General features: G+C 69.9%; 18 protein-coding genes. 8 read left to right on the forward strand and 10 right to left on the reverse strand.

Annotated elements, in window-relative coordinates; all coding sequences use genetic code 11:
• Position 1: 1 nt before the first annotated feature.
• From AACH10_RS22720 to AACH10_RS22745, 6 genes are read right to left on the reverse strand one after another with little or no spacing between them, the layout of a single operon-like run.
• Positions 2-769 carry an ABC transporter ATP-binding protein gene (locus AACH10_RS22720; RefSeq protein WP_341412816.1) on the reverse strand — a complete coding sequence of 256 codons (768 nt, stop codon included), beginning with the start codon at positions 767-769 and terminating at the stop codon, positions 2-4.
• The gene (locus tag AACH10_RS22725; RefSeq protein WP_341412818.1) at positions 766-1,743 is read right to left on the reverse strand and encodes a branched-chain amino acid ABC transporter permease; all 978 of its coding nucleotides are present in this window, start codon (positions 1,741-1,743) and stop codon (positions 766-768) included. Before AACH10_RS22725 ends, AACH10_RS22720 begins: the two co-directional genes overlap by 4 nt.
• Positions 1,744-1,745: 2 nt before the next feature.
• Positions 1,746-2,633, reverse strand: a complete 888-nt coding sequence (locus tag AACH10_RS22730) for a branched-chain amino acid ABC transporter permease (protein ID WP_341412819.1) — start codon at positions 2,631-2,633, stop codon at positions 1,746-1,748.
• Between the two features lie 27 nt (positions 2,634-2,660).
• The gene (locus AACH10_RS22735; protein WP_341412820.1) at positions 2,661-3,797 is read right to left on the reverse strand and encodes an ABC transporter substrate-binding protein; all 1,137 of its coding nucleotides are present in this window, start codon (positions 3,795-3,797) and stop codon (positions 2,661-2,663) included.
• Positions 3,798-3,825: 28 nt separating this feature from the next.
• Entirely contained in the window at positions 3,826-4,770 is a 945-nt protein-coding gene (locus AACH10_RS22740) for a VOC family protein (protein WP_341412821.1), read from the reverse strand.
• Between the two features lie 29 nt (positions 4,771-4,799).
• Positions 4,800-5,642: a fumarylacetoacetate hydrolase family protein gene (locus AACH10_RS22745; RefSeq protein WP_341412822.1), complete on the reverse strand. Its 843-nt coding sequence runs from the start codon at positions 5,640-5,642 to the stop codon at positions 4,800-4,802.
• A 149-nt stretch (positions 5,643-5,791) separates the two neighbouring features.
• Between AACH10_RS22745 and AACH10_RS22750 the strand changes: the two genes are divergently transcribed.
• Positions 5,792-7,303 (forward strand): CoA-acylating methylmalonate-semialdehyde dehydrogenase, encoded by a 1,512-nt coding sequence (locus AACH10_RS22750; RefSeq protein ID WP_341412823.1) that lies wholly within the window; start codon positions 5,792-5,794, stop codon positions 7,301-7,303.
• Between the two features lie 277 nt (positions 7,304-7,580).
• Here AACH10_RS22750 and AACH10_RS22755 read toward each other — a convergent pair whose 3' ends face one another.
• From AACH10_RS22755 to AACH10_RS22765, 3 genes are all read right to left on the reverse strand, one after another.
• Positions 7,581-8,837 carry a metal-dependent hydrolase family protein gene (locus tag AACH10_RS22755; RefSeq protein ID WP_341412824.1) on the reverse strand — a complete coding sequence of 419 codons (1,257 nt, stop codon included), beginning with the start codon at positions 8,835-8,837 and terminating at the stop codon, positions 7,581-7,583.
• Positions 8,838-8,956: 119 nt separating this feature from the next.
• Positions 8,957-9,748, reverse strand: a complete 792-nt coding sequence (locus AACH10_RS22760) for an alpha/beta fold hydrolase (RefSeq protein ID WP_341412825.1) — start codon at positions 9,746-9,748, stop codon at positions 8,957-8,959.
• Positions 9,749-9,757: 9 nt separating this feature from the next.
• Positions 9,758-10,627, reverse strand: a complete 870-nt coding sequence (locus AACH10_RS22765; protein ID WP_341412826.1) for a fumarylacetoacetate hydrolase family protein — start codon at positions 10,625-10,627, stop codon at positions 9,758-9,760.
• A gap of 221 nt (positions 10,628-10,848) precedes the next feature.
• On the opposite strand from AACH10_RS22765, the gene AACH10_RS22770 reads away from it, so the two are divergent.
• Positions 10,849-11,703 (forward strand): helix-turn-helix domain-containing protein, encoded by an 855-nt coding sequence (locus AACH10_RS22770; protein WP_341412827.1) that lies wholly within the window; start codon positions 10,849-10,851, stop codon positions 11,701-11,703.
• 2 nt (positions 11,704-11,705) lie between these two features.
• Here AACH10_RS22770 and AACH10_RS22775 read toward each other — a convergent pair whose 3' ends face one another.
• Entirely contained in the window at positions 11,706-11,978 is a 273-nt protein-coding gene (locus AACH10_RS22775) for a hypothetical protein (RefSeq protein WP_341412828.1), read from the reverse strand.
• Between the two features lie 206 nt (positions 11,979-12,184).
• Between AACH10_RS22775 and AACH10_RS22780 the strand changes: the two genes are divergently transcribed.
• The 6 genes from AACH10_RS22780 (at position 12,185) to AACH10_RS22805 (ending at position 19,031) form a co-directional block, all read left to right on the forward strand.
• Complete coding sequence (locus tag AACH10_RS22780) at positions 12,185-12,994, forward strand: SDR family oxidoreductase (protein WP_341412829.1); 810 nt, start codon at positions 12,185-12,187, stop codon at positions 12,992-12,994.
• A 36-nt stretch (positions 12,995-13,030) separates the two neighbouring features.
• On the forward strand, positions 13,031-14,299 hold the full coding sequence (locus AACH10_RS22785) for a styrene monooxygenase/indole monooxygenase family protein (protein ID WP_341412830.1): 1,269 nt from the start codon (positions 13,031-13,033) through the stop codon (positions 14,297-14,299).
• A gap of 15 nt (positions 14,300-14,314) precedes the next feature.
• Entirely contained in the window at positions 14,315-14,839 is a 525-nt protein-coding gene (locus AACH10_RS22790; RefSeq protein WP_341412831.1) for a flavin reductase family protein, read from the forward strand.
• A gap of 88 nt (positions 14,840-14,927) precedes the next feature.
• Positions 14,928-16,385 (forward strand): Fic family protein, encoded by a 1,458-nt coding sequence (locus tag AACH10_RS22795; protein WP_341412832.1) that lies wholly within the window; start codon positions 14,928-14,930, stop codon positions 16,383-16,385.
• Positions 16,386-16,455: 70 nt separating this feature from the next.
• Positions 16,456-17,466: a virulence RhuM family protein gene (locus AACH10_RS22800; protein ID WP_341412833.1), complete on the forward strand. Its 1,011-nt coding sequence runs from the start codon at positions 16,456-16,458 to the stop codon at positions 17,464-17,466.
• 50 nt (positions 17,467-17,516) lie between these two features.
• Positions 17,517-19,031 (forward strand): serine hydrolase, encoded by a 1,515-nt coding sequence (locus tag AACH10_RS22805; RefSeq protein WP_341412834.1) that lies wholly within the window; start codon positions 17,517-17,519, stop codon positions 19,029-19,031.
• The last annotated feature ends 19 nt before the right edge of the window (positions 19,032-19,050 follow it).

A 19,050-nucleotide genomic window follows, 5' to 3' on the forward strand; every position in this document is an offset into this window, starting at 1 on the left:
TTCAGGCTCCCAGGTAGGCATCGCGCACGCGCGGGTTGGCCTGGATGTCGGCCATGTCACCGGTGGCGATGATGTCGCCGAAGTACAGGACGTTGACCTCATGGGCCACGGTCATCAGCCCCATGTCGTGCGAGACGAGCAGGATGGTCATGCCCTCGGCATTGAGCTGCACGATCCACTCGCGCAGCGTGTCGATCTCCGGCGCGCTCAGGCCCGACGAAGGTTCGTCCAGCATCAGCAGCCGGGGCTGGCCCACGCAGGCCCGCGCCAGCTCCACCATGCGCATCTGGCCGGCCGGCAGCGTGCCGGCTGGCCGGTCAAGCAGCGGGGTCAGCCCGAAGCGCCGGGCCATCGCGCGGCCATCGGCCTCCAGGCGGTCCAGGTCGCGCCGGCAGGCCGCCAGGCGCAGCATGTCGGCCAGCGGGCCGCTGCGCACGTGCCGGTAGCCGCCCACCATCAGGTTCTCCAGCACCGTGAGCTGGCGGAATACCTGCGGCGCCTGGAAGGTGCGCACCATGCCCCGCAGCGCACGCTGCCGCACCGAGGCACCGGTGATGTCCTCGCCCGCGAACTGCACCGTGCCTGTCGCGGGCCGCAAGTAGCCCGACAGGATGTTGAAGCAGGTGGTCTTGCCGCTGCCGTTCGGCCCGATCAGTCCGGTGATCGAGCCCTGCGGCACCTGGAAGCTCACGTCACGCAGCACCTTCAGGCCCCCGAAGGCATGGCCCAGGCCCTGCGACGCCAACAGCACGGGGTGCATGGCGCTCATGCGGCCTCCTTGGGTTCTGCGGCGGGCAGGTCAGGCTGGCGGCGCAGGGCCGCGAAGTGGGCCCGGCTGGCCAGCCCGGTCAGGCCGTTCGGCAGGAAGCAGACCACCCCCACCAGCGAGAGCCCGAACAGCACGCGGTGGATGTCGCCGAAGGCGCTGAGCAGTTCGGGCACGAAAGTCAGGAACAGCGCGCCCAGCACCACACCCCAGACCGAGTGGGCACCGGCGATCACCGGGATCAGCAGGAACATGATGGAGCGCTCGACGCCGAAACTGGCATGGTTGATGAACGACAGGTAGTAGGCATACAGCGATCCCGCCAGCGCCCCCAGGCCGGCTGACAGCACGAACATGAAGACCTTGATGCCGTGCATCTGCACGGCCAGGCCCTCGGCCGCGGCGGGGGCGTCGCGCATCGCGCGCATGGCCAGGCCCATGCGGCCGCGCACCAGGTTGGCGGCCAGCCACAGCACGCCCAGCGCCACGCACCACACCAGGCCGTAGAAGCGGGTTGGCGTGTCGAAGGCCCAGGTGCCCAGGTGCAGCTTGGGGATGCCGCTGATGCCCAGCTCGCCGCCGGTCCAGTCGTCCAGCTCCAGCATCAGCGCCGTGCCGATCAGGCCGATGGCCAGCGTGGCCAGCGCCAGGAAGAAGCCGTTCAGGCGCAGGATGGGCCAGCCGATCAGCAGGGCCAGCCCGCCGGCCAGCGCCATGCCCACCGGGATGTCCAGCCCCATCGGCCAGCCGAAGTGGGTGCTGAGGATGGCCGTTGTGAAGGCGCCGATGCCGAAGAACAGCGACTGCGCCAGGTTCAGGATGCCGCACTGGCCCAGCAGCAGCGACACCCCCAGCCCGGCGATGGCGTGGATGCCGGCCAGCACCAGCAGGTCCATCCAGTGGCGCTCCAGCGCGAAGGGCAGGGCGATGGCGGTCAGGGCCGCCAGTACGCTCAGAAAGCGGGTTGGGTGGTTCATGCTCAACCCCCCACCCGGCCGGCGCGGCCCAGGATGCCGTACGGCATCAGCAGCATGATCAGGATCAGCAGGGCCATCGCCACCACCTCCTTGTAGCCCGAGGGAAACACCACCAGCGCCAGCGACTCCACCAGGCCCAGCACCAGCCCGCCGACGATGGCGCCGAAGGGGTTGACCAGGCCGCCCAGGATGGCCGCCGCGAAGCCCTTGAGGGTGAGCGCGATGCCCATGTGGTAATTCATGGCCGTGAGCGGCGTGACCAGGATGCCGGCGATGGCGCCCAGCCCGCCGCCCAGCAAGAAGGTGAGGCGGCGGCAGGCCGCCACATCCACACCCACCGTGGCGGCGCCCGGCGCGTCGCTGGAGGCAGCCGTGATCGACAGGCCCAGCAGCGTGTGGCGATAGAACCAGCGCAGCGCCAGCACCACCACCGCGGCAATGGCCACCAGCCACAGCGCATGGGTGCGCACCGTGGCCGCACCCAGCTCGACGATGCCTTCGCCGCCGAGTGCCGGCAGCAGGTGCGCGCTGCGACCGCCGAAGTACAGCGCCGCCGCCGACAGCGTGAAGGCCAGGCCGATGGTCAGCAGCAGGAAGCTCTCCTCGTTGGCGCCGCGCCGCAGCATCGGCCGCACGAAGGCCCAGTCGATGAACAGGCCGGTGAGGGCGCCGCTGGCCACGCCAGCGGCCATGGCCGCAGGGTAGGGCCAGCCCAGGCGCTGCAGGCACAGCACCGCCATCAGCGCGCCCACCACGGCGAACTCGCCCTGCGTGACGTTGATGATGCGGGCGCCCTTGAACACCACCGCCAGGCCCAGCCCGATCAGCGCGTAGACGCTGCCGTTGGTGATGCCCGAGGCCACGGCCTGGCTGAAGAGTGCCGCGTTCATGGCGCTGCCCATTGCCATGTCGCCATGTCAGGGCGCCGACCGGTACTTCAGCCGGCTGAACTTGCCGTTCTGGTACCGCGAGTACACGAAGCTGCCCACCTTCAGCCCGCCCATGTCAGGCGCCGCCAGGTCGTAGCTGGCCAGCACGCCGGCCTGGGGCGAGCGCATGGCCGTGCACAGCGCCTCGCCGCTGGCGTCGGGGCCGGCCTTCTGCAGCGCACGCACCAGGATCTGCACGGCATCGAAGCCCACCGCGTCGAAGTTCTTCGGCAGCCGGCCGTACTCCTTCTGGAAGGCATCGACGAAGGCCTGCTGGTGCGGCAGCGGCTCCTCGGCCACCAGGAAGTCGGCGAACACCACGCCCTCGGCGCCGTCGCCCATGGCCTTGACCACGTCGTAGGGCGCCGATGGGTGGGCGGCGATCACCGGCACCGTGACCTTCATCTGCCGCACGCTGCGGAACGGTGTGGGGCTGGAGGCCACCACCAGGATGGCCTCGGGCTCGGCGCTGCGCAGCTTGGCGGCCTGGGGCGTGGCATCGGTGGCGCCCAGGTCCACCTTCTCCACACCGACGAAGCTGACGCCGTACTCGCCCGCCAGCGCCTTGAGGCTGGCCGCCACCGGCGCGCCGAAGCCGGTGTCGTGCAGGATGGCCAGCTTGCGCAGCTTCAGTTCGCGCACCGCGTACTCCAGCAGGCTGCGGGCATTGAGCTCCTGCGCCGGCGTGAGGTGGAACACGCAGGGGCGCTCGCGTTCCACCGCCGGGCCCAGGCCGGTGAAGGCCAGCTGCGGCAGCTTGCGCGTGGCGGTGATGCCGCCCATGGCCACCGTGGCGGCAATGCCGCTGGAGCCCAGCAGCGCCCGCACCTGGCGGTTGAAGACCAGGTTGTTGGTCTTGCTGAGCGCGCCATCGGCGCTGCTGGCATCGTCCTCGATCAGCGCCTCCAGCGGCCGGCCCTGCACGCCGCCGGCAGCGTTGACCTGCTTGACGGCCAGCGCGATGCCGTCGCGCTCGGGCTGGCCGGCCACGGCCAGCGGGCCGGTCAGTGAGAGCACGGCCCCCACGCGGATCGGGTTGGCGGCCGGCTGGGCCAGCGCCGGCTGCGCGGCTGCGGTGGCGGCTGCCGCCAGCAGGCCGAGTGTGGCCCGGAGTGTGTGTCGCATGTGCATGTCTCCTGCGTGGGTGCGGGCCTCAGCCCTGGCGGGTCTGCTGGAAGAAGGTGTCGGGCACCGGGGGGCCCCAGGTCCACAGCTGGTCGTTGGTGGCCTCCACCGTGGTGGCTGGCACCGCGCTGTCGTAGAGGTCGCCGTCGGCGTAGTGCTCGATGCGCATGCCGTCGGGGTCCCACCAGTAATCGAACACCTGGCTGCCCAGCACATGGCGGCCCACGCCCCAGTGGTGCGCATGGCCGCGGCTGCGCATCCACTCGTGGGCCATGTGCACGGCGTCGATGTCCTGCATCTCGAACGAGATGTGGTGCGTGCCGGCCCGCTCGCCCGCCGCGATCAGGAAGCTGTGGTGGTCGCTGGGCGTGCTGCCCAGGTCGCAGCGCATGAAGAAGCCCAGGTACTGGTCTTTCGCGCCGGGTACCAGCAGTGCATCGGAGACGATCATGCCCAGGTGGCGTTGCGCCCAGTCGCGCGCGGCCACCGGGTCGGGCACGGTCAGCGCGGCGTGTCCCAGGCGCAGCACGTCCAGCCGCGCCTCGGGGCGCTGCGGGCGGTTGACGCGGTGCTTCTGCAGCCCGTGGTTGATGGCCAGCGGATCGCGCATCGGCAGCGGTGCCAGGGCCTCGATGCCATGCACCAGTTCCAGCGGCAGGCCGCCGGCCATCGTGACGCGCACGCGCCGGCCGCCACCGGGGGCGTCCAGGTCCTCGATCGGCGAGGCGCCGGGTATGCGCGCGGCCTGTTCCAGGTCAGCGGCGTGCGCCAGCCGCAGGCCCACCGCCTGCAGCCCCACCGGCGCGGCCGGGTCGGCCACGTAGATGTAGGCGTGCGGCCCGGCGCCGCGGAAGTAGCGCCGCCCGCCTTGCGTGGCCAGTGGCAGCAGGCCGAAGTCGGCCATGAAGGCGGTGGTGCGGTCGAGATCGCCCACGCCGTAGACCACGTACTGGATGTCCTGTACCTTGAGCATCGGTGTCCCCTGGTGTGGCATCGGGCGCTTCAGCTGCCGCGCACGCGCTGGGTCTGGCGGCCCAGGCCTTCGACTTCCAGCGTCACCACGTCGCCGGGCTGCAGGTAGACCGGCGGCTTCATGCCGTAGGCCACACCGGCAGGGGTGCCGGTGATCACCAGGTCGCCCGGCTCCAGCCTGAAGAAGCCGGTCAGGTGCTCGATCAGCCAGGCCACGCCGAACAGCATGTCGCGCGTGCTGCCGTCCTGCCGCGTAATGCCGTTGACCTGGAGGTTCAGCCGCAGGTTCTGCGGATCGGGCACCTCGTCGCGCGTCACCAGCCAGGGCCCCACCGGGCCGAAGGTGGGCGGGCTCTTGCCCTTCACGAACTGGCCGCCGCGCTGCAGCTGCCACTCGCGCTCGGACACGTCGTTGGCGGTGAAGTAGCCGGCCACGTAGTCCAGCGCCCGAGCCTTGGGTACCTGGTAGGCGGGCTTGCCGATCACGAAGCCCAGTTCCACCTCCCAATCCACGCCCTTGGAGCCCGGCGGGATCACGATGTCGTCGTTGGCGCCGCCAATGCAGGTGATCGACTTGTTGAAGACGATCGGCTCTTTGGGCACGGCCATGCTGGCCTCCTCGGCATGCAGCGCGTAGTTCACGCCCACGGCGATGAACTGGCGCGTGCCTGCCACCGGCGCGCCCAGGCGCGGCTGGCCGGCCACCAGCGGCAGCTTCTCGGGATCGATGGCGCGCAGCTGGTTCAGCGCCTCGTCCGACAGCAGCTCGGGCGTGATGTCCCGCAGCAGCGGGCTGAGGGCGCGGATGCGGCCCTGCGCATCCAGCAGTCCCGGCAGTTCCTGGCCTGCGGGGCCGTATCGAAGCAGCTTCATGGCAGACAGTCCTTTCGTCGTCTTGCGGAGTGTTTATATATTTTTCTCCGATACGACACCGAGAAGCGAGCGGTGTAAACCCTTAAATATCGACAAAGCGCAGTTTGTATATATTTATGGTCATGCACCACCGACCCCAAGGCAGACCCATGCAGCTCATCCCCCACTTCATCCAGGGCCAGACCACCGCCGGCACCGGCCCGCGCCGTGGCCCGGTGTTCAACCCTTCCACGGCCCGGCAGCAGGCCGACTGCGCCTATGCCGACCGCGCCACGCTGGACCAGGCCGTGGCCTCGGCCGTGGCCGCCGGCCGCCACTGGGCCCGCGCCTCGCACAACGCGCGGCAGCAGGTGGTGTTCAAGATGCGCGAGCTGGTGCTGCGCGACATCGACGCGCTGGCGCGCCTGATCGGCCAGGAGCACGGCAAGACCTTTGCCGACGCGCGCGGCGAGGTCTCGCGCGGCATCGAGGCGCTGGAGTTCGCCACCGCCGCGCCGGTGGTCACCAAGGGCGAGTACAGCCGCAACGTGGGCGGCGGCATCGACGTCTACTCGGTGCGTCAGCCGGTGGGCGTGGTGGGCTGCATCACGCCCTTCAACTTCCCGGTGATGATCCCGTTGATGATGGGTGCGATGGCGATTGCCACCGGCAACGCCGTGGTGCTCAAGCCGTCGGAGAAGGTGCCCAGCAGCGCACTGGCCCTGGCCCGGCTGTGGCAGGAGGCCGGCCTGCCCGACGGCGTGTGGAACGTCGTCAACGGCGACAAGGAGGTCGTGGATGCGCTGCTGCAGCACCCCGACGTGCCGGCCATCAGCTTCGTCGGATCCACCGCCATCGGCGAGTACGTGTACCGCCAGGGCACGGCGCACAACAAGCGCGTGGGCAGCTACACCGGTGGCAAGAACCACATGGTGGTGCTGGAGGATGCCGACCTCGAGGCTGCGGCCGACGCCTTCGTCAGCGCCGGCTATGGCTCGGCCAGCCAGCGCTGCATGGCGGTGTCGCTGCTGGTGGCCGTGGGCGACACCACGGCCGAGCGCCTGCGCGCGCTGCTGCTGCCGCGCATCCAGGCGCTGAAGGTGGGCGCGTACGACGACGCCCAGGCCGACTACGGCCCGCTGGTCTCGGCCGACGCCAAACGCGCCGTGCTGCGCGCGGTGGAGCAGTGCCTGGGCGACGGCGCGCAGATGGTGATCGACGGCCGCGGCCTGCGCGTGCCGGGCCATGAGGACGGCTTCTTCGTCGGCCCCACGCTGCTGGACGGCGTGACCCCGGCGATGGACTTCTACAAGCAGGAGGTGTTCGGCCCGGTGCGCGGCCTGATGCGCGTGGCGTCACTGGACGAGGCCATCACGCTGACCAACAGCCACGAGTACGGCAACGGCGCCGTGATCTTCACCCGCGACGGCCGCGCGGCGAGCCGCTTCGTGGGCGAGGTGGAGGCCGGCATGATCGGCGTGAACGTGCCGGTGCCGGTGCCGGTGGGCTACTACAACTTCGGCGGCCTGCGCCGCTCGAAGTTCGGCGAGGCCCACATGTTCGGCCCCGACGCTGCACGCTTCTACACCAAGCTCAAGACCGTGTCGCAGCGCTGGCCCGAGCCGCAGGCCGGGCGGCCGGCCACGCAAGCCAGCTCGCTGGCGTTCGCGCCCAACGCCTGAGGCGCCGAGGCCTCAAGGCGGCCCGGCGTCCGGCGCGGCCGGACGCCTGCCCCGGTGGTGATAGACCCGGCAGTGCCGGCATCCCCGACCGCAGCAACGCTGGACGGCGCGCACGCAGACGCCGTACACCGTGTCCTGCGCCGGGCCGTCCTGCGGCTGCGCAGCATCGGTCTGCGGCTGGGGCAGGGGCGGTGCCGGCACGGCATCGCATCCGCGACGCCACACCGTGAAGGCCTGCGGCGTTGGTGGCGGTGACATGCCGGTGCCACTGGCCGATTCAGGCCGCACGCGGGGCCTTGTGGAAGCGGCCATCCTTCATGATGGCCAGCAGCCGGTCGGCCTCCTGCAGCAGACTCAGGTTCTGCAGCGGGTCGCCGTCCACCAGCAGCAGATCGGCCAGGAACCCTTCCCGGATCTGGCCCAGCTCGTGGGGCTTCATCATGATGTCGCCGCCGCGTGCGGTGGCCGCCAGCAGCGATTCCATCGGCGTCATGCCCACGTACTTCACCAGGTACTCCAGGTCCTTGGCATTGGTGCCGTGCGGCACCCAGGCAAAGCCGTAGTCCCCACCCGGCAGCACGCGGATGCCGCGCTTGTGCATCTTCTGCAGCGTGTCGGCGGCCGCCTCCAACTCGCGCATGTAGCCCATCTGCGTGGCCACCTCGGTGGTGATGCCGTAGTCCTTGGCGTGGAAGCAGGTGTTCACCAGCCAGGCCAGGCCGGGCGCCACGAAATGCCGGTCCTTGTTCGCCTCCAGCATGTCCAGCGCCTCTTCATCGGCGAAGCTGGCGTGGTAGATCACCTCGATGCCATGCCGCACGCACTGCTTGACCGATTCGGCCGAGCGCGCATGGGCTGCCACGCGCTTGCCCAGTCGCCTCGCCTCGGCCGTGGCCATGGCCACCTCCTCGTCCGAGAACGGCGTCAGTTCGGCCGGCAGGCCCGTGATGTACTCGCCCGACAGGTTGAGCTTGATCTGGTCGACGCCGAACTTCACGAACATGCGCACGGCCTTGCGCATCTCCTCCGGGCCGCTGACCACGTGGGCAAAGCTCAGTTCCTGGAACGGCAGGTGCGGCAGCGACATGTCGCCCAGCCCGCCCAGGTGCGCGATCTCCTGGCTGGCGGCCAGGTAGCGCGGGCCGGGGAAGTCGCCGCTGTCGATGGCGTTGCGGGTCACCACGTCCAGCCGCGGCTTGGCGGTGGCTGCGCCCACGCACGAGGTCCAGCCCATGTCCAGGTAGCGTTTGGCCACGCGGATGCACCACAGCGTGTGCTCTTCAGGCGGCATCATCTGGATGGCAGCCAGCGTGGGCTGGTCGTTCCAGCCGAAGTGCGTGTGGGCCTCGGTCATGCCGGGCATCAGGAAGGCACCTGCGGCGTCGATCACCTGGGTGGCTGCGCCGCGCGCGATGTTGTGCCGGCCGTGGCGCACCTGGGCGATGCGCTGGCCTTTGACCAGCACCTCGCCGTCGAAGGGTTGCGCGCCCGTGGCGTCGAACACGCGGGCGTTGGTGAACAGGATCTCGGTCATGGCTTGTCTCCTAGGGTGGCGTCAGGGTGGCGTTCTGGGATCCACAGGCGTGCAGGGGCCACCCGGTCCCCGCGCGGGCCGGTTCGGTTCAGGTTGGGGAAGCGAGGGCGCCTGGACGCTCAGGGCGCCGGCAGAAAGTCGCGCAGCAGGGCCTGGCACTGCATGGCGCACTCGAGCGGTGTCCAGTGGCCGCACTGCGGCAGCACCACCATGCGCGCATCGCGCAGGCGGCTGGCCATGGCCTGTACGGCCGCTGGTGGCGCCACTCCGTCTTCGTCGCCGGTGACCAGCAACACCGGTACGGCGATGTTCTCCAGCACCGCCGATTGCGCGCGGGCCAGGGCTTCGCAACTGCGTGCATAGCCCAGCGGGTCCTGCCGCATCAGGCTCTCGCGCACCAGTGCCACGGCCAGCGGCTGGGTCTCGCGCGCGTGCCGCGCCGTGGCGCCTTGCACGACGGCGTCGGCGATCTCCTGCATGGCCGCGGCACCGCCGGCTGCCGCCTTGTCGGCGCGTGCCTGCACGTTGGGCCGTGCCGCATCCGGCGGACACACGAGCGGGCCGAACAGGGCCAGCCGGCTGACCAGCCCGGGCTGACGCGCCGCCAGGTGCTGGCAGACGATGGTGCCCATTGAATGCCCCAGGAACACCGCCCGCGTGATGTCCAGGCGCTGGCAGGCCTGTGCCACCGCGTCGACCATCGCGTCGATGTCCAGCGAACCTGGCCCACCGGCCAGCGCTGCCGAGCGTGCACTGCCCGGCAGATCGATGCGCACGACGCGGTGCCCGGCCAGCGCCGGAAACAGCGGCGTCCAGGTGTTGCTGCTGCCGCCCAGGCCGTGGATGCACACCAGGTCGGGCCCCTGGCCATCGATCTCGACCGCCAGGCCGTCAATGAATTGCGTGCTCATGGGCAGACCTCAGACGAAGCGGTTCTCGATCGCGCCGAGCCGGTCGATCTCGACCTTGACCACATCGCCCGGCCGCAGGTACCGAGGCGGCTTCAGGCCCATGCCCACGCCGGCCGGCGTGCCAGTGGCGATCACGTCGCCGGGGTACAGCGTGATGCCGCGCGAGAGGGTCTCGATCAGCGTGGGGATGTCGAAGATCATGTGCTCGGTCGGGCCGTCCTGGCGCAGCTCGCCGTTCACCCAGCAGCGCACCCGGGTGCGCTCGCCGTCGAACTCGTCGGCCGTCACGATCCACGGCCCCATCGGGCAGAAGGTGTCGAAGGACTTGCCCATGTCCCACTGCTGGTGGCGCATCTGCACATCGCGCGCCGTCACGTCGTTGACCACCGTGTAGCCGAAGACATGGCCCAGCGCCTCACCGCGTGCGATGTTCTTGCCACCCTTGCCGATCACCACCGCCAGTTCGGCCTCGTAGTCGATCTGCTCGGACACGCCCAGCGGGATCTGCACATCGTCGAACGGCCCCACCACGCACTCGGGCACCTTGGTGAAGACGATGGGCCACGACTCCGGATTGGCGTCGTTGTCCTTGAACACCGAGGCCGACAACTCCTTGGCATGGGCGTGGTAGTTGCGGCCCACGCACCACAGGTTGCGGCGCGGCCGCGGCAGCGGCGCGTCCAGCCGCACGCTGGCGATGTCCAGCGCCGGGCCGCCGGCCTCGGGCAGCGCGCCGCCCTGGGCCAGGGCCTCGATGATGGCCAGCACACCGCGTTCGGCCTGCGCATGGGGCAGGGCCAGCGGTGTGATGCGGGTGCCGTCGGCCGACACCCGGCCCACCTGCCGTTGTCCACCATGGAAATAGGTTGCCAGGCGCATCGCGCTCTCCTTCGTGCTTTTCGGGACTTCCGGGGATCTGCGCATCGCGTCAGACCGTGCTGGCAAGCACTGTAGAAATCGGTGGCATGGGGCGCTTATCGCCGCGTCGCGCGACTTATCGCCAAGTCTGGCCCGCTCATCGGGGCTTTCCCTGGAAGGCCCCGGCGACGCCTTCCGCGGCCCATGGTGCGGCCCGATAGTTCAGGCCCAGGAGACAAGCGATGTCAGATGCCTATGCCATTCGCGAAGGGGAGTTCGGCCGCGCGGTGGTGCTGGACCTTCGAGACGATCTGGTGGCGCACGCCCATGCCGAGACGCAGTTCGCGTTCTGGCTGGGTGGCGGCCGCGCCCAGGCGCACCTGGGCTCTGAGTTGGTGCAGTACAGCGACGAGGTGGCGCTGGGCACCAATGCCTATGAATCGCACGACGCACGGCTGCTCGACAAGAGCCAGCCGGCGATCTTCCTGGTGCTCTACATCGCCAAGCCCTGGCTGGACGAGCGGCGGGCGGTTAGCGGCCGACCGTTCTTCTTCCCGTCACCGCGGGTGCCGATCAGCCCGGCGCTGCGCCAATCCTGCTGGCGCGTGCTGGACATGATCCTGTCGGCCGGTGCCGACCAGCCAGCGCGCCTGACCCAGGAGGTGGAGGCGCTGATCGGCACGGCGATCGACGCCACGCTGGCCCCGGTGGATCCGGCCGGGCTGCGTGCCCGCACGCCCATGCTGGACCATCGGCTGCGCGCCGCCATCGCCTACATGCGCGAGCACGTGGCCGACCCGATCTCGGTGGAAGACATCGCCGGCAAGGTGGGCCTGTCACGAGCGCACTTCTTTTCGCTGTTCCGCGATCAGCTCAACACCACGCCCCAGGTGTTCTGGAGCGCCGTGCGGGTGGAGGAAGCCGTGCGCCGGCTGGCGCTGCGGGCGGAGCCGCTGACCTCGGTGGCGATGGAGCTCGGCTTCTCGTCACCGGGCAATTTCTCGCGCTTCTTCCGCGAGCACATGGGCGTGACGCCGTCGCGATTTCGCCGCGTGGCCACCGGACCGGACCAGCATCCCGTCACTGGCATGGCCTGAGTTCAGGCCGGCGGCGCGCCCTGGCCCTGCGCGGCCTTGCGCTGGCTCTGGTTCTGCGCCGCGACGCGGAAGCTGCTGTCGGTGTCCATGTGCGCGCGCTGCCCGGGTCGCCGGCTCTCGGCATCGGCCAGCAGGGCGGCCTCGTCCATGTCGAACGGGCCCATCCGGCACGGGCGCTCGTCCAGCACCGTGCCCACGATCATCGGCACCTGGGCCGACAGCGCCGGGGCGTCGGCGTCGAAGGGGTGGCGGGGGATGTGCCGGCCATCCAGCACGGGCGAGAAGGCCCGACGCGCCCGAATCCACGCAGCGCTCGCCGCCCCATTGCGCCAGGTTGCAGGTCATAGGCGATGAGGTCGGCGCAGGCCACGCGCCGGTCCACAGCACAGTTGCGATTCGCGGACAGGCAGCGCACGCAGCGGATTTCGGCCCGCGCGCCCGCGCCGGACCATGGGCCTCCCCAATCCCGCAGGAGGCCCTCGTGCAGCAGCATCCCCTCTCAGGCCAGGTGGCCATCGTCACCGGCGGCGCCACGCTGATCGGCGCTGCCGTGGTGCGCCGGCTGCGCGCCGCCGGCGCCAAGGTGGCCGTGTTCGACATCGATGCCGCGGGCGGCGAGCGCCTGCTGGCCGAGCCCGAAGCCCTGGCCCACCCCGACGCCACGGCCTTCTGGCCGGTGGACGTGGCCGACGACGCGCAAGTGGCCAGCGCCGTGGCCGCCGTGCAGGCGCGCTTCGGCGGCGTGAACCTGCTGGTGAACCTGGCCTGCACCTACCTCGACGATGGCGCGGCATCCGGCCGGGCCGACTGGCTGAAGGCGCTGGACGTCAACGTCGTCAGCGCCGTGATGCTGGCGCGCGCCGTGCGCCCGCTGATGGTGGCCGCGGGCGGCGGCGCCATCGTCAACTTCACCAGCATCTCGTCGGGCGTGGCGCAAACCGGACGCTGGCTGTACCCGGTGTCCAAGGCGGCGCTGCTGCAAGTGACGCGCAGCCTGGCCATGGACTTCGCGCCCGACCGCATCCGCGTCAACTCGGTGTCGCCGGGCTGGACCTGGTCGCGCGTGATCGGTGAATGCGCCGGTGGCAACCGCGCCAAGGCCGACGCCGTGGCGGCCGATTACCACTTGCTGGGCCGCCTGGGCGATCCGGCCGAGGTGGCCGAGGTGGTGGCCTTCCTGCTGTCGCCACAGGCCAGCTTCGTCACCGGGGCCGACTACGCGGTGGACGGCGGCTACTCGGCCATGGGCCCCGAGCAGGCCGTGCCGGCCATTCCCCGTTTGATGGCTTGACCCACCCACCGACAACCACTTTCAGGAGCACACACCATGCGATCCATCGCCATCGTGGGCGGCGGCCAGGCAGGCCTGCCGCTGGCCCTGGCCCTGCTGGACAAGGGCTACCGCGTCACCGTCGTCACCAACCGCACGCCCGACCAGGTGCGCAGCGGCAAGGTGCTGTCCAGCCAGTGCATGTTCGATGCCGCGCTGCAGATCGAACGCGACCTGGGCCTGGACGGGTGGGCTGCGCAGTGCCCACCGGTGCAAGGCATCGGCCTGACCGTGCCGCACCCCGAACAGCGCGGCGCCAAGGCCATCGACTGGGCCAGCCGCCTGAGCGCGCCGGCCCAGGCCGTCGATCAACGCCTGAAGATGCCCGAGTGGCTGCAGCAGGTGGAGCAGCGCGGCGGCACCGTGCGCATCGAGGACGCCGGCATCGCCGAGCTGGAAGCGCTGACCGACAGCCACGACCTGGTGGTGCTGGCGGCGGGCAAGGGCGACGTGGTCAAGCAGTTCACGCGTGATCCGGTGCGCTCGGCCTTCGACAAGCCGCAGCGCGCGCTGGCGCTGACCTATGTGCACGGCCTGCAGGAACATGCCGACTACTCGCGCGTGGCCTTCAACCTGATCCCCGGCGTGGGCGAGTACTTCGTGTTCCCGGCCCTTACGCTCAGCGGGCCCTGCCACATCATGGTGTTCGAGGGCGTGCCCGGCGGCCCCATGGACTGCTGGCGCGACATCACCACACCGCAGCAGCACCTGGCGCAAAGCCTGTCGATTCTGGAGACCTTTCTGCCCTGGGAGGCCGAGCGCGCCCGCCGCGTGGAACTGACCGATGCCAACGGCATCCTGGCCGGCAGCTTTGCGCCCACCATCCGCCGCCCGGTGCTGCGCCTGCCCTCGGGCCGCCGGGTGCTGGGCCTGGGCGATGCGGTGGCCGTCAACGACCCCATCACCGGCCAGGGATCCAACAACGCCACCAAGGCCTGCAAGATCTACCTCGATGCCATCCTGGCGCGCGGCGAGGCCGAGTTCAGCGAAGACTGGATGACCCAGACCTTCGAGACCTTCTGGCAGTACGCCCGCCACGTGGTGAGCTGGACCAACACCCTGCTGCTGCCCCCGCCGCCCCACATCCTGAACCTGCTGGGCGCGGCCGGCCAGTGCGCGCCGCTGGCGCGCGCCATCGCCGACGGCTTCGACCACCCGCCCAGCTACTTTCCGTGGTGGACGGATCCGGCCGCATGCGAGCAGTTCATCGCCCGCAAGATGGCCGAACCCCAGCACGCCGACAACGCGTCCACGCTGACGGTGTGAGCGAGGCCAGGCACCATGACGCAGCTGTGTGACCGGCCCGCCTGGGGCCAGACCGACATCGCCCCGGCCGCGCTGCGCCAGGTGCTGGGCAGCTACGCCACCGGCGTGGCCGTGGTCAGCACCCGCGCCGCCGACGGCCGGCCGGTGGGGCTGACCATCAACTCCTTCGCGTCCCTCTCGCTGGCGCCGCCGCTGGTGCTGTGGAGCCTGGTCAACCACTCACCCAGCCTGGCCGCCTTTGCCACGGCGCCGCACTTCGCCATCAGCGTGCTGGCCCACGACCAGCAGGCCCTGGCGCGCCGCTTTGCCAGCGCCGCGGTGGCCGACAAGTTCGATGGCGTGGCCGTGCACGAAGCCCCCGAAGGCGTGCCCGTGATCGACGACGCGCTGGCCACGCTGGTGTGCGCCCGCGACAGCTGCACCCCGGCGGGCGACCACCAGCTGTTCATCGGCCAGGTGCTGCGCATGCAGCGCGGCGAGGGCGCGCCGCTGGTGTTTCAGGGGGGGCGGTTTGTGGGGGTGGGGGAGGTAGTGGGCTGAGGTGATGGGTTGAGGGGATGGGCGGTATCCTTGACCGCATGACCGTCAACCGCGAGCCGCTCACCGACCTGCGCCGCACCCGGACCCCATGAGTGACCATCCGCCCCTCACCGAAGCCGCCTTGCTCGAACGCGTGGCGCTGGGCGAGCACACGCGTCAGCAGTTCAAGCGCACCTTCAGCAACCCCGATGCACTGGCGGCTGAGCTGGCTGCGTTTGCCAGCAGCGGCGGCGGCACGCTGCTCATCGGCGTGGACGACGATGGCAGCCTGGCCGGTCTGGACGCGGCCGAGCTGCGCCGCATCAATCAGATGCTCAGCAACGCCAGCAGCCAGCATGTGCGCCCGCCGCTGCACCCTCACACCGAGAACGTGATGACCCGCGCCGGGCTGGTGATGGTGGTGAGCGTGCCCAATGGTCTGGCCAAGCCCTACCTCGACCAGCAAGGCCGCATCTGGGTCAAGCACGGCGCCGACAAACGCCACGTGACCGCCCGCGAGGAACTGCAGCGCATGTTCCAGCGCGGCGGCCTGGTGCATGCCGATGTGGTGCCCGTGGCCGGCACGACCAGCGCCGATCTGGACGAGCCCGCGTTTCGCCGCTACCTGGCTCAGCACTACAGCGCCGAGACCGCTGCTGCTGAGTTGCCGCTGGACACCTTGCTTCAGAACCTGGGCCTGGGCGATGGCCTGGAGCTGAACCTCACCGGCCTGCTGCTGTTTGGCCGCAACCCGCTGCGTTGGCGGCCGGCGTTCACCATCAAGGCGGTGGCGTTTCCGGGCACCCGCCTCACCGATACCCGCTACCTCGACAGCCAGGACATCAGCGGCACCTTGCCGCATCAGTACACCGAGGCGCTGGCCTTCATCAAGCGCAACCTGCACCGCGTGCAGGGCAGCCAGGGCTTCAACTCGCCGGGCATGCTGGAAGTGCCCGAGATCGCGTTGCAGGAGCTGCTGGTCAACGCCCTGGTGCACCGCGACTATTTCACCAGCGCGTCGATCCGCATCCTGGTCTACACAGACCGCATCGAGATCATCAGCCCCGGCCACCTGCCCGACAGCTTGAGCGTGGACGACATCCGCCACGGCAAGACCAACCGCCGCAACCCCACGCTGAGCGAACACGCTTTCCGGCTGCTGCCGTACCGGGGCATGGGCAGCGGCATCCCGCGCGCGCTGGATGAATGGCCACAGATTGAGCTGGTCGACGAGATGAGTGGCAACCAGTTCACCGCGCGGGTGCAGCGGCCTGCCGCGCAGTGGACGGGGCAAGTCGCGGCCACAGTCACCGACCCAGTCGCAAGGCAAGTCGCAGGGCAAGTCGCAGGGCAAGTCAAAGCCTTGCTCGTGGCGATCGGCGACGAGGCCTGGAGCCGCAAAGCCATGATGGTAAGGCTGGGTCTGAAGGGGCGTGACAACTTTGAGAAGTTGTACCTGGCGCCCGCACTGGCGGCAGGCTGGATCGAGCGCACCATCCCCGACAAACCCAACAGCCGCCTTCAGCAATACCGCCTGACCGACCAGGGCAGGGCCTTGCTGAAATGACCGTGCCCTACGTTGAGTGCGCCGGGGCACGAACCAAGGCGATGAACACATCGAACAGGACCGCTGCGGCATGAACGACCTGATCCTCTACACCACCGAAGACGGCCGTAGTCAGATCAAGCTGCGGGCGCAGGAGCAGACCGTCTGGCTGACGCAGTTGGAGATGGCGGAGCTGTTTGATGCCACCAAACAGAACATCTCCCTGCACCTGAAGAACATTTTCGAAGACGGGGAACTGGACCCGGCGGCAACTGTCAAGGAATCCTTGACAGTTCAGACCGAAGGCAGCCGACGGGTGCAACGCCCCGTCACGCTCTACAACCTGGATGCCATCCTGGCCGTGGGCTACCGCGTGCGTTCGCTGCGCGGCGTGCAGTTCCGCCGCTGGGCGTCCACCATCCTGAAGGAGTACCTGACCAAGGGCTTCGTGATGGACGACGAGCGGCTGAAGAACCCCGACGGCCGCCCGGACTACTTCGACGAGATGCTCGCGCGCATCCGCGACATCCGGGCTTCGGAGAAGCGCTTCTATCAAAAGGTGCGCGACCTCTTTGCGCTCTCCACCGACTACGACAAGACCGACAAGGCCACGCAGCTGTTCTTTGCCACCGTGCAGAACCTGCTGATCTACGCCGTGACGCAGCAGACCGCCGCCGAACTGATCACCGCGCGGGCCAACCCTGTCGACCCGCATTTCGGCCTGCTCGCCTGGAAGGGCGACAAGGTGCGCAAGACAGACATCGTGGTGGCCAAGAACTATCTGACAGAAGACGAGATCGACACCCTGAACCGGCTGGTGGTGATCTTTCTGGAAACCGCCGAATTGCGGGCCAAGCGCCAGCAGGAAACCCGCATGGCCTTCTGGAAGCAGAACGTGGACCAGATCATCACGTCCAATGGCTTTCCGCTGCTCACCCATGCCGGCAGCATCAGCCATGAGCAGATGGAGGCGCGCATTGGCGACATGTACCGCCAGTTCGACGAAGACCGGCGACGCCTTGAAGCCATGGAGGCCGACCGGCAGGATGAGGCTGACCTCCAAGCGCTGGAATCCAAGATCAAACGGCGCCCCAAAGAATGACCGTGCCCCAACCCGGCACGACACAACGCCCCAGCAGCCCAGGCCGCGCCTTGCTGACCGCCGTCAGATGGCTGCCGCCCATCCTGCTGTCCCTGGCCAGCCTGCACCCCCTGCAAGCCGCCACACCCGCCGATGCACCCGCTGAAGCACCTTCATTCGCGCAGCACCTGGCCGCTCTGTCCCACCCAGACCCCTACACGCGCGGCGAGGCCGCCATCGCCCTGGGCCGGATCGGTGAGCCCGCGGTGCCGGCGCTGACGCAGGCGCTGCGCAGTGACGATGCCCGGCTGCGCACCTCCGCCGCCATCGCCCTCGGCCGCATCGGCGCCCCGGCCGTGCGCGCGCTGCCCGAGCTTACCGCGCTGCTGTCGGATGCCAACGCCCAGGTGCGCCACGTGGCCGCCGTCACGCTGGGCGGCCTGGGCACAGCGGCCCGCTCCGCCGCGCCCGCGCTGACACGCATCCTGAGCGACCAAAGCGAAGCCGTGCGCCGCAGCGCCGTGCTGGCGCTCGACCAGGTGGCGCCTGGCCACCGCGCCGATGCACTGAGCCAGCCCGCCGTGGTGGCCACTCTGGACCACCTGGTGCCCGCGCTGCTGGCCGAGCACCACGTACCCGGCCTGGCCGTGGCGCTGATCCGTGACGGGCAGCGGGTGTGGTCGCGCGGCTATGGCGTGATGCGTGCCGGGTCCAGCGAGCCGGTCACGCCCGCCACGGTGTTCGAGGCCGCGTCGATGAGCAAGCCCATCCTGGCCATGCTGGCGATGCAGCTGGTGGACGCGCGGCAGCTCGACCTGGACCGGCCGGTGGTGGCCTATGGCACCGAACTGCTGGTGCCCGATGTGCCCGACAAGCAGCGCGTGACGGCGCGCATGCTGATGGCCCACACCAGCGGCTACCCGAACTGGCGGCCGGGGGGCGAGGAGGTGGAAGGCCCGCTGCCGCTGCTGTTCAGCCCCGGCGCGCGCTTCGGCTATTCGGGCGAGGGCATCTTCTACCTGCAGCGGCGGGTGGAATGGCTCACCGGCCAGCCGCTGCAGGCGCTGGCCCAGGCGCGCCTGTTCGGCCCGCTGGGCCTGACGGGCACTGACTTCGGCTGGACGCCGCAGATCGGCGCGCGCCAGGCCAGCGGCCATGGCGACGATGGCGCGGCCAGGCCGCCATCGCGCTATCAGCATCCCAACGCGGCCTACACGCTCTACACCACGGTGGACGACTACGCCCGGCTGCTGGTGGAGATGCTGAAGGCCGCGCGCGGTACATCGGCGCTGCTGTCGCAATCCTCGGCCCAGGAGATGCTGCGCCACCAGGTGCGGGTGGATGCACGCGAGCCCATCGAGCGCCCCGGCGCGGCCCAGGGCCAGGCGGTGTTCTGGGGCCTGGGCTGGTCGATCAACGCCACGGCGCAGGGCGACATCGCCCACCACAGCGGCGCCAACAGCACGGGCTTTCGCAGCTTCTCGCAGTTCTCGCCGGCGCGCGGCAGCGGCCTGGTGATCCTGACCAATGGCATGCAGGGCGACGAGCTGTGGCGGCGCCTGGTGGCGGCGATCGGCGACTGGTGAGCCGGCCAGGCTGCCGCAG

This window comes from Pseudaquabacterium inlustre, assembly GCF_038066595.1.
Taxonomy (GTDB): domain Bacteria; phylum Pseudomonadota; class Gammaproteobacteria; order Burkholderiales; family Burkholderiaceae_C; genus Pseudaquabacterium; species Pseudaquabacterium inlustre.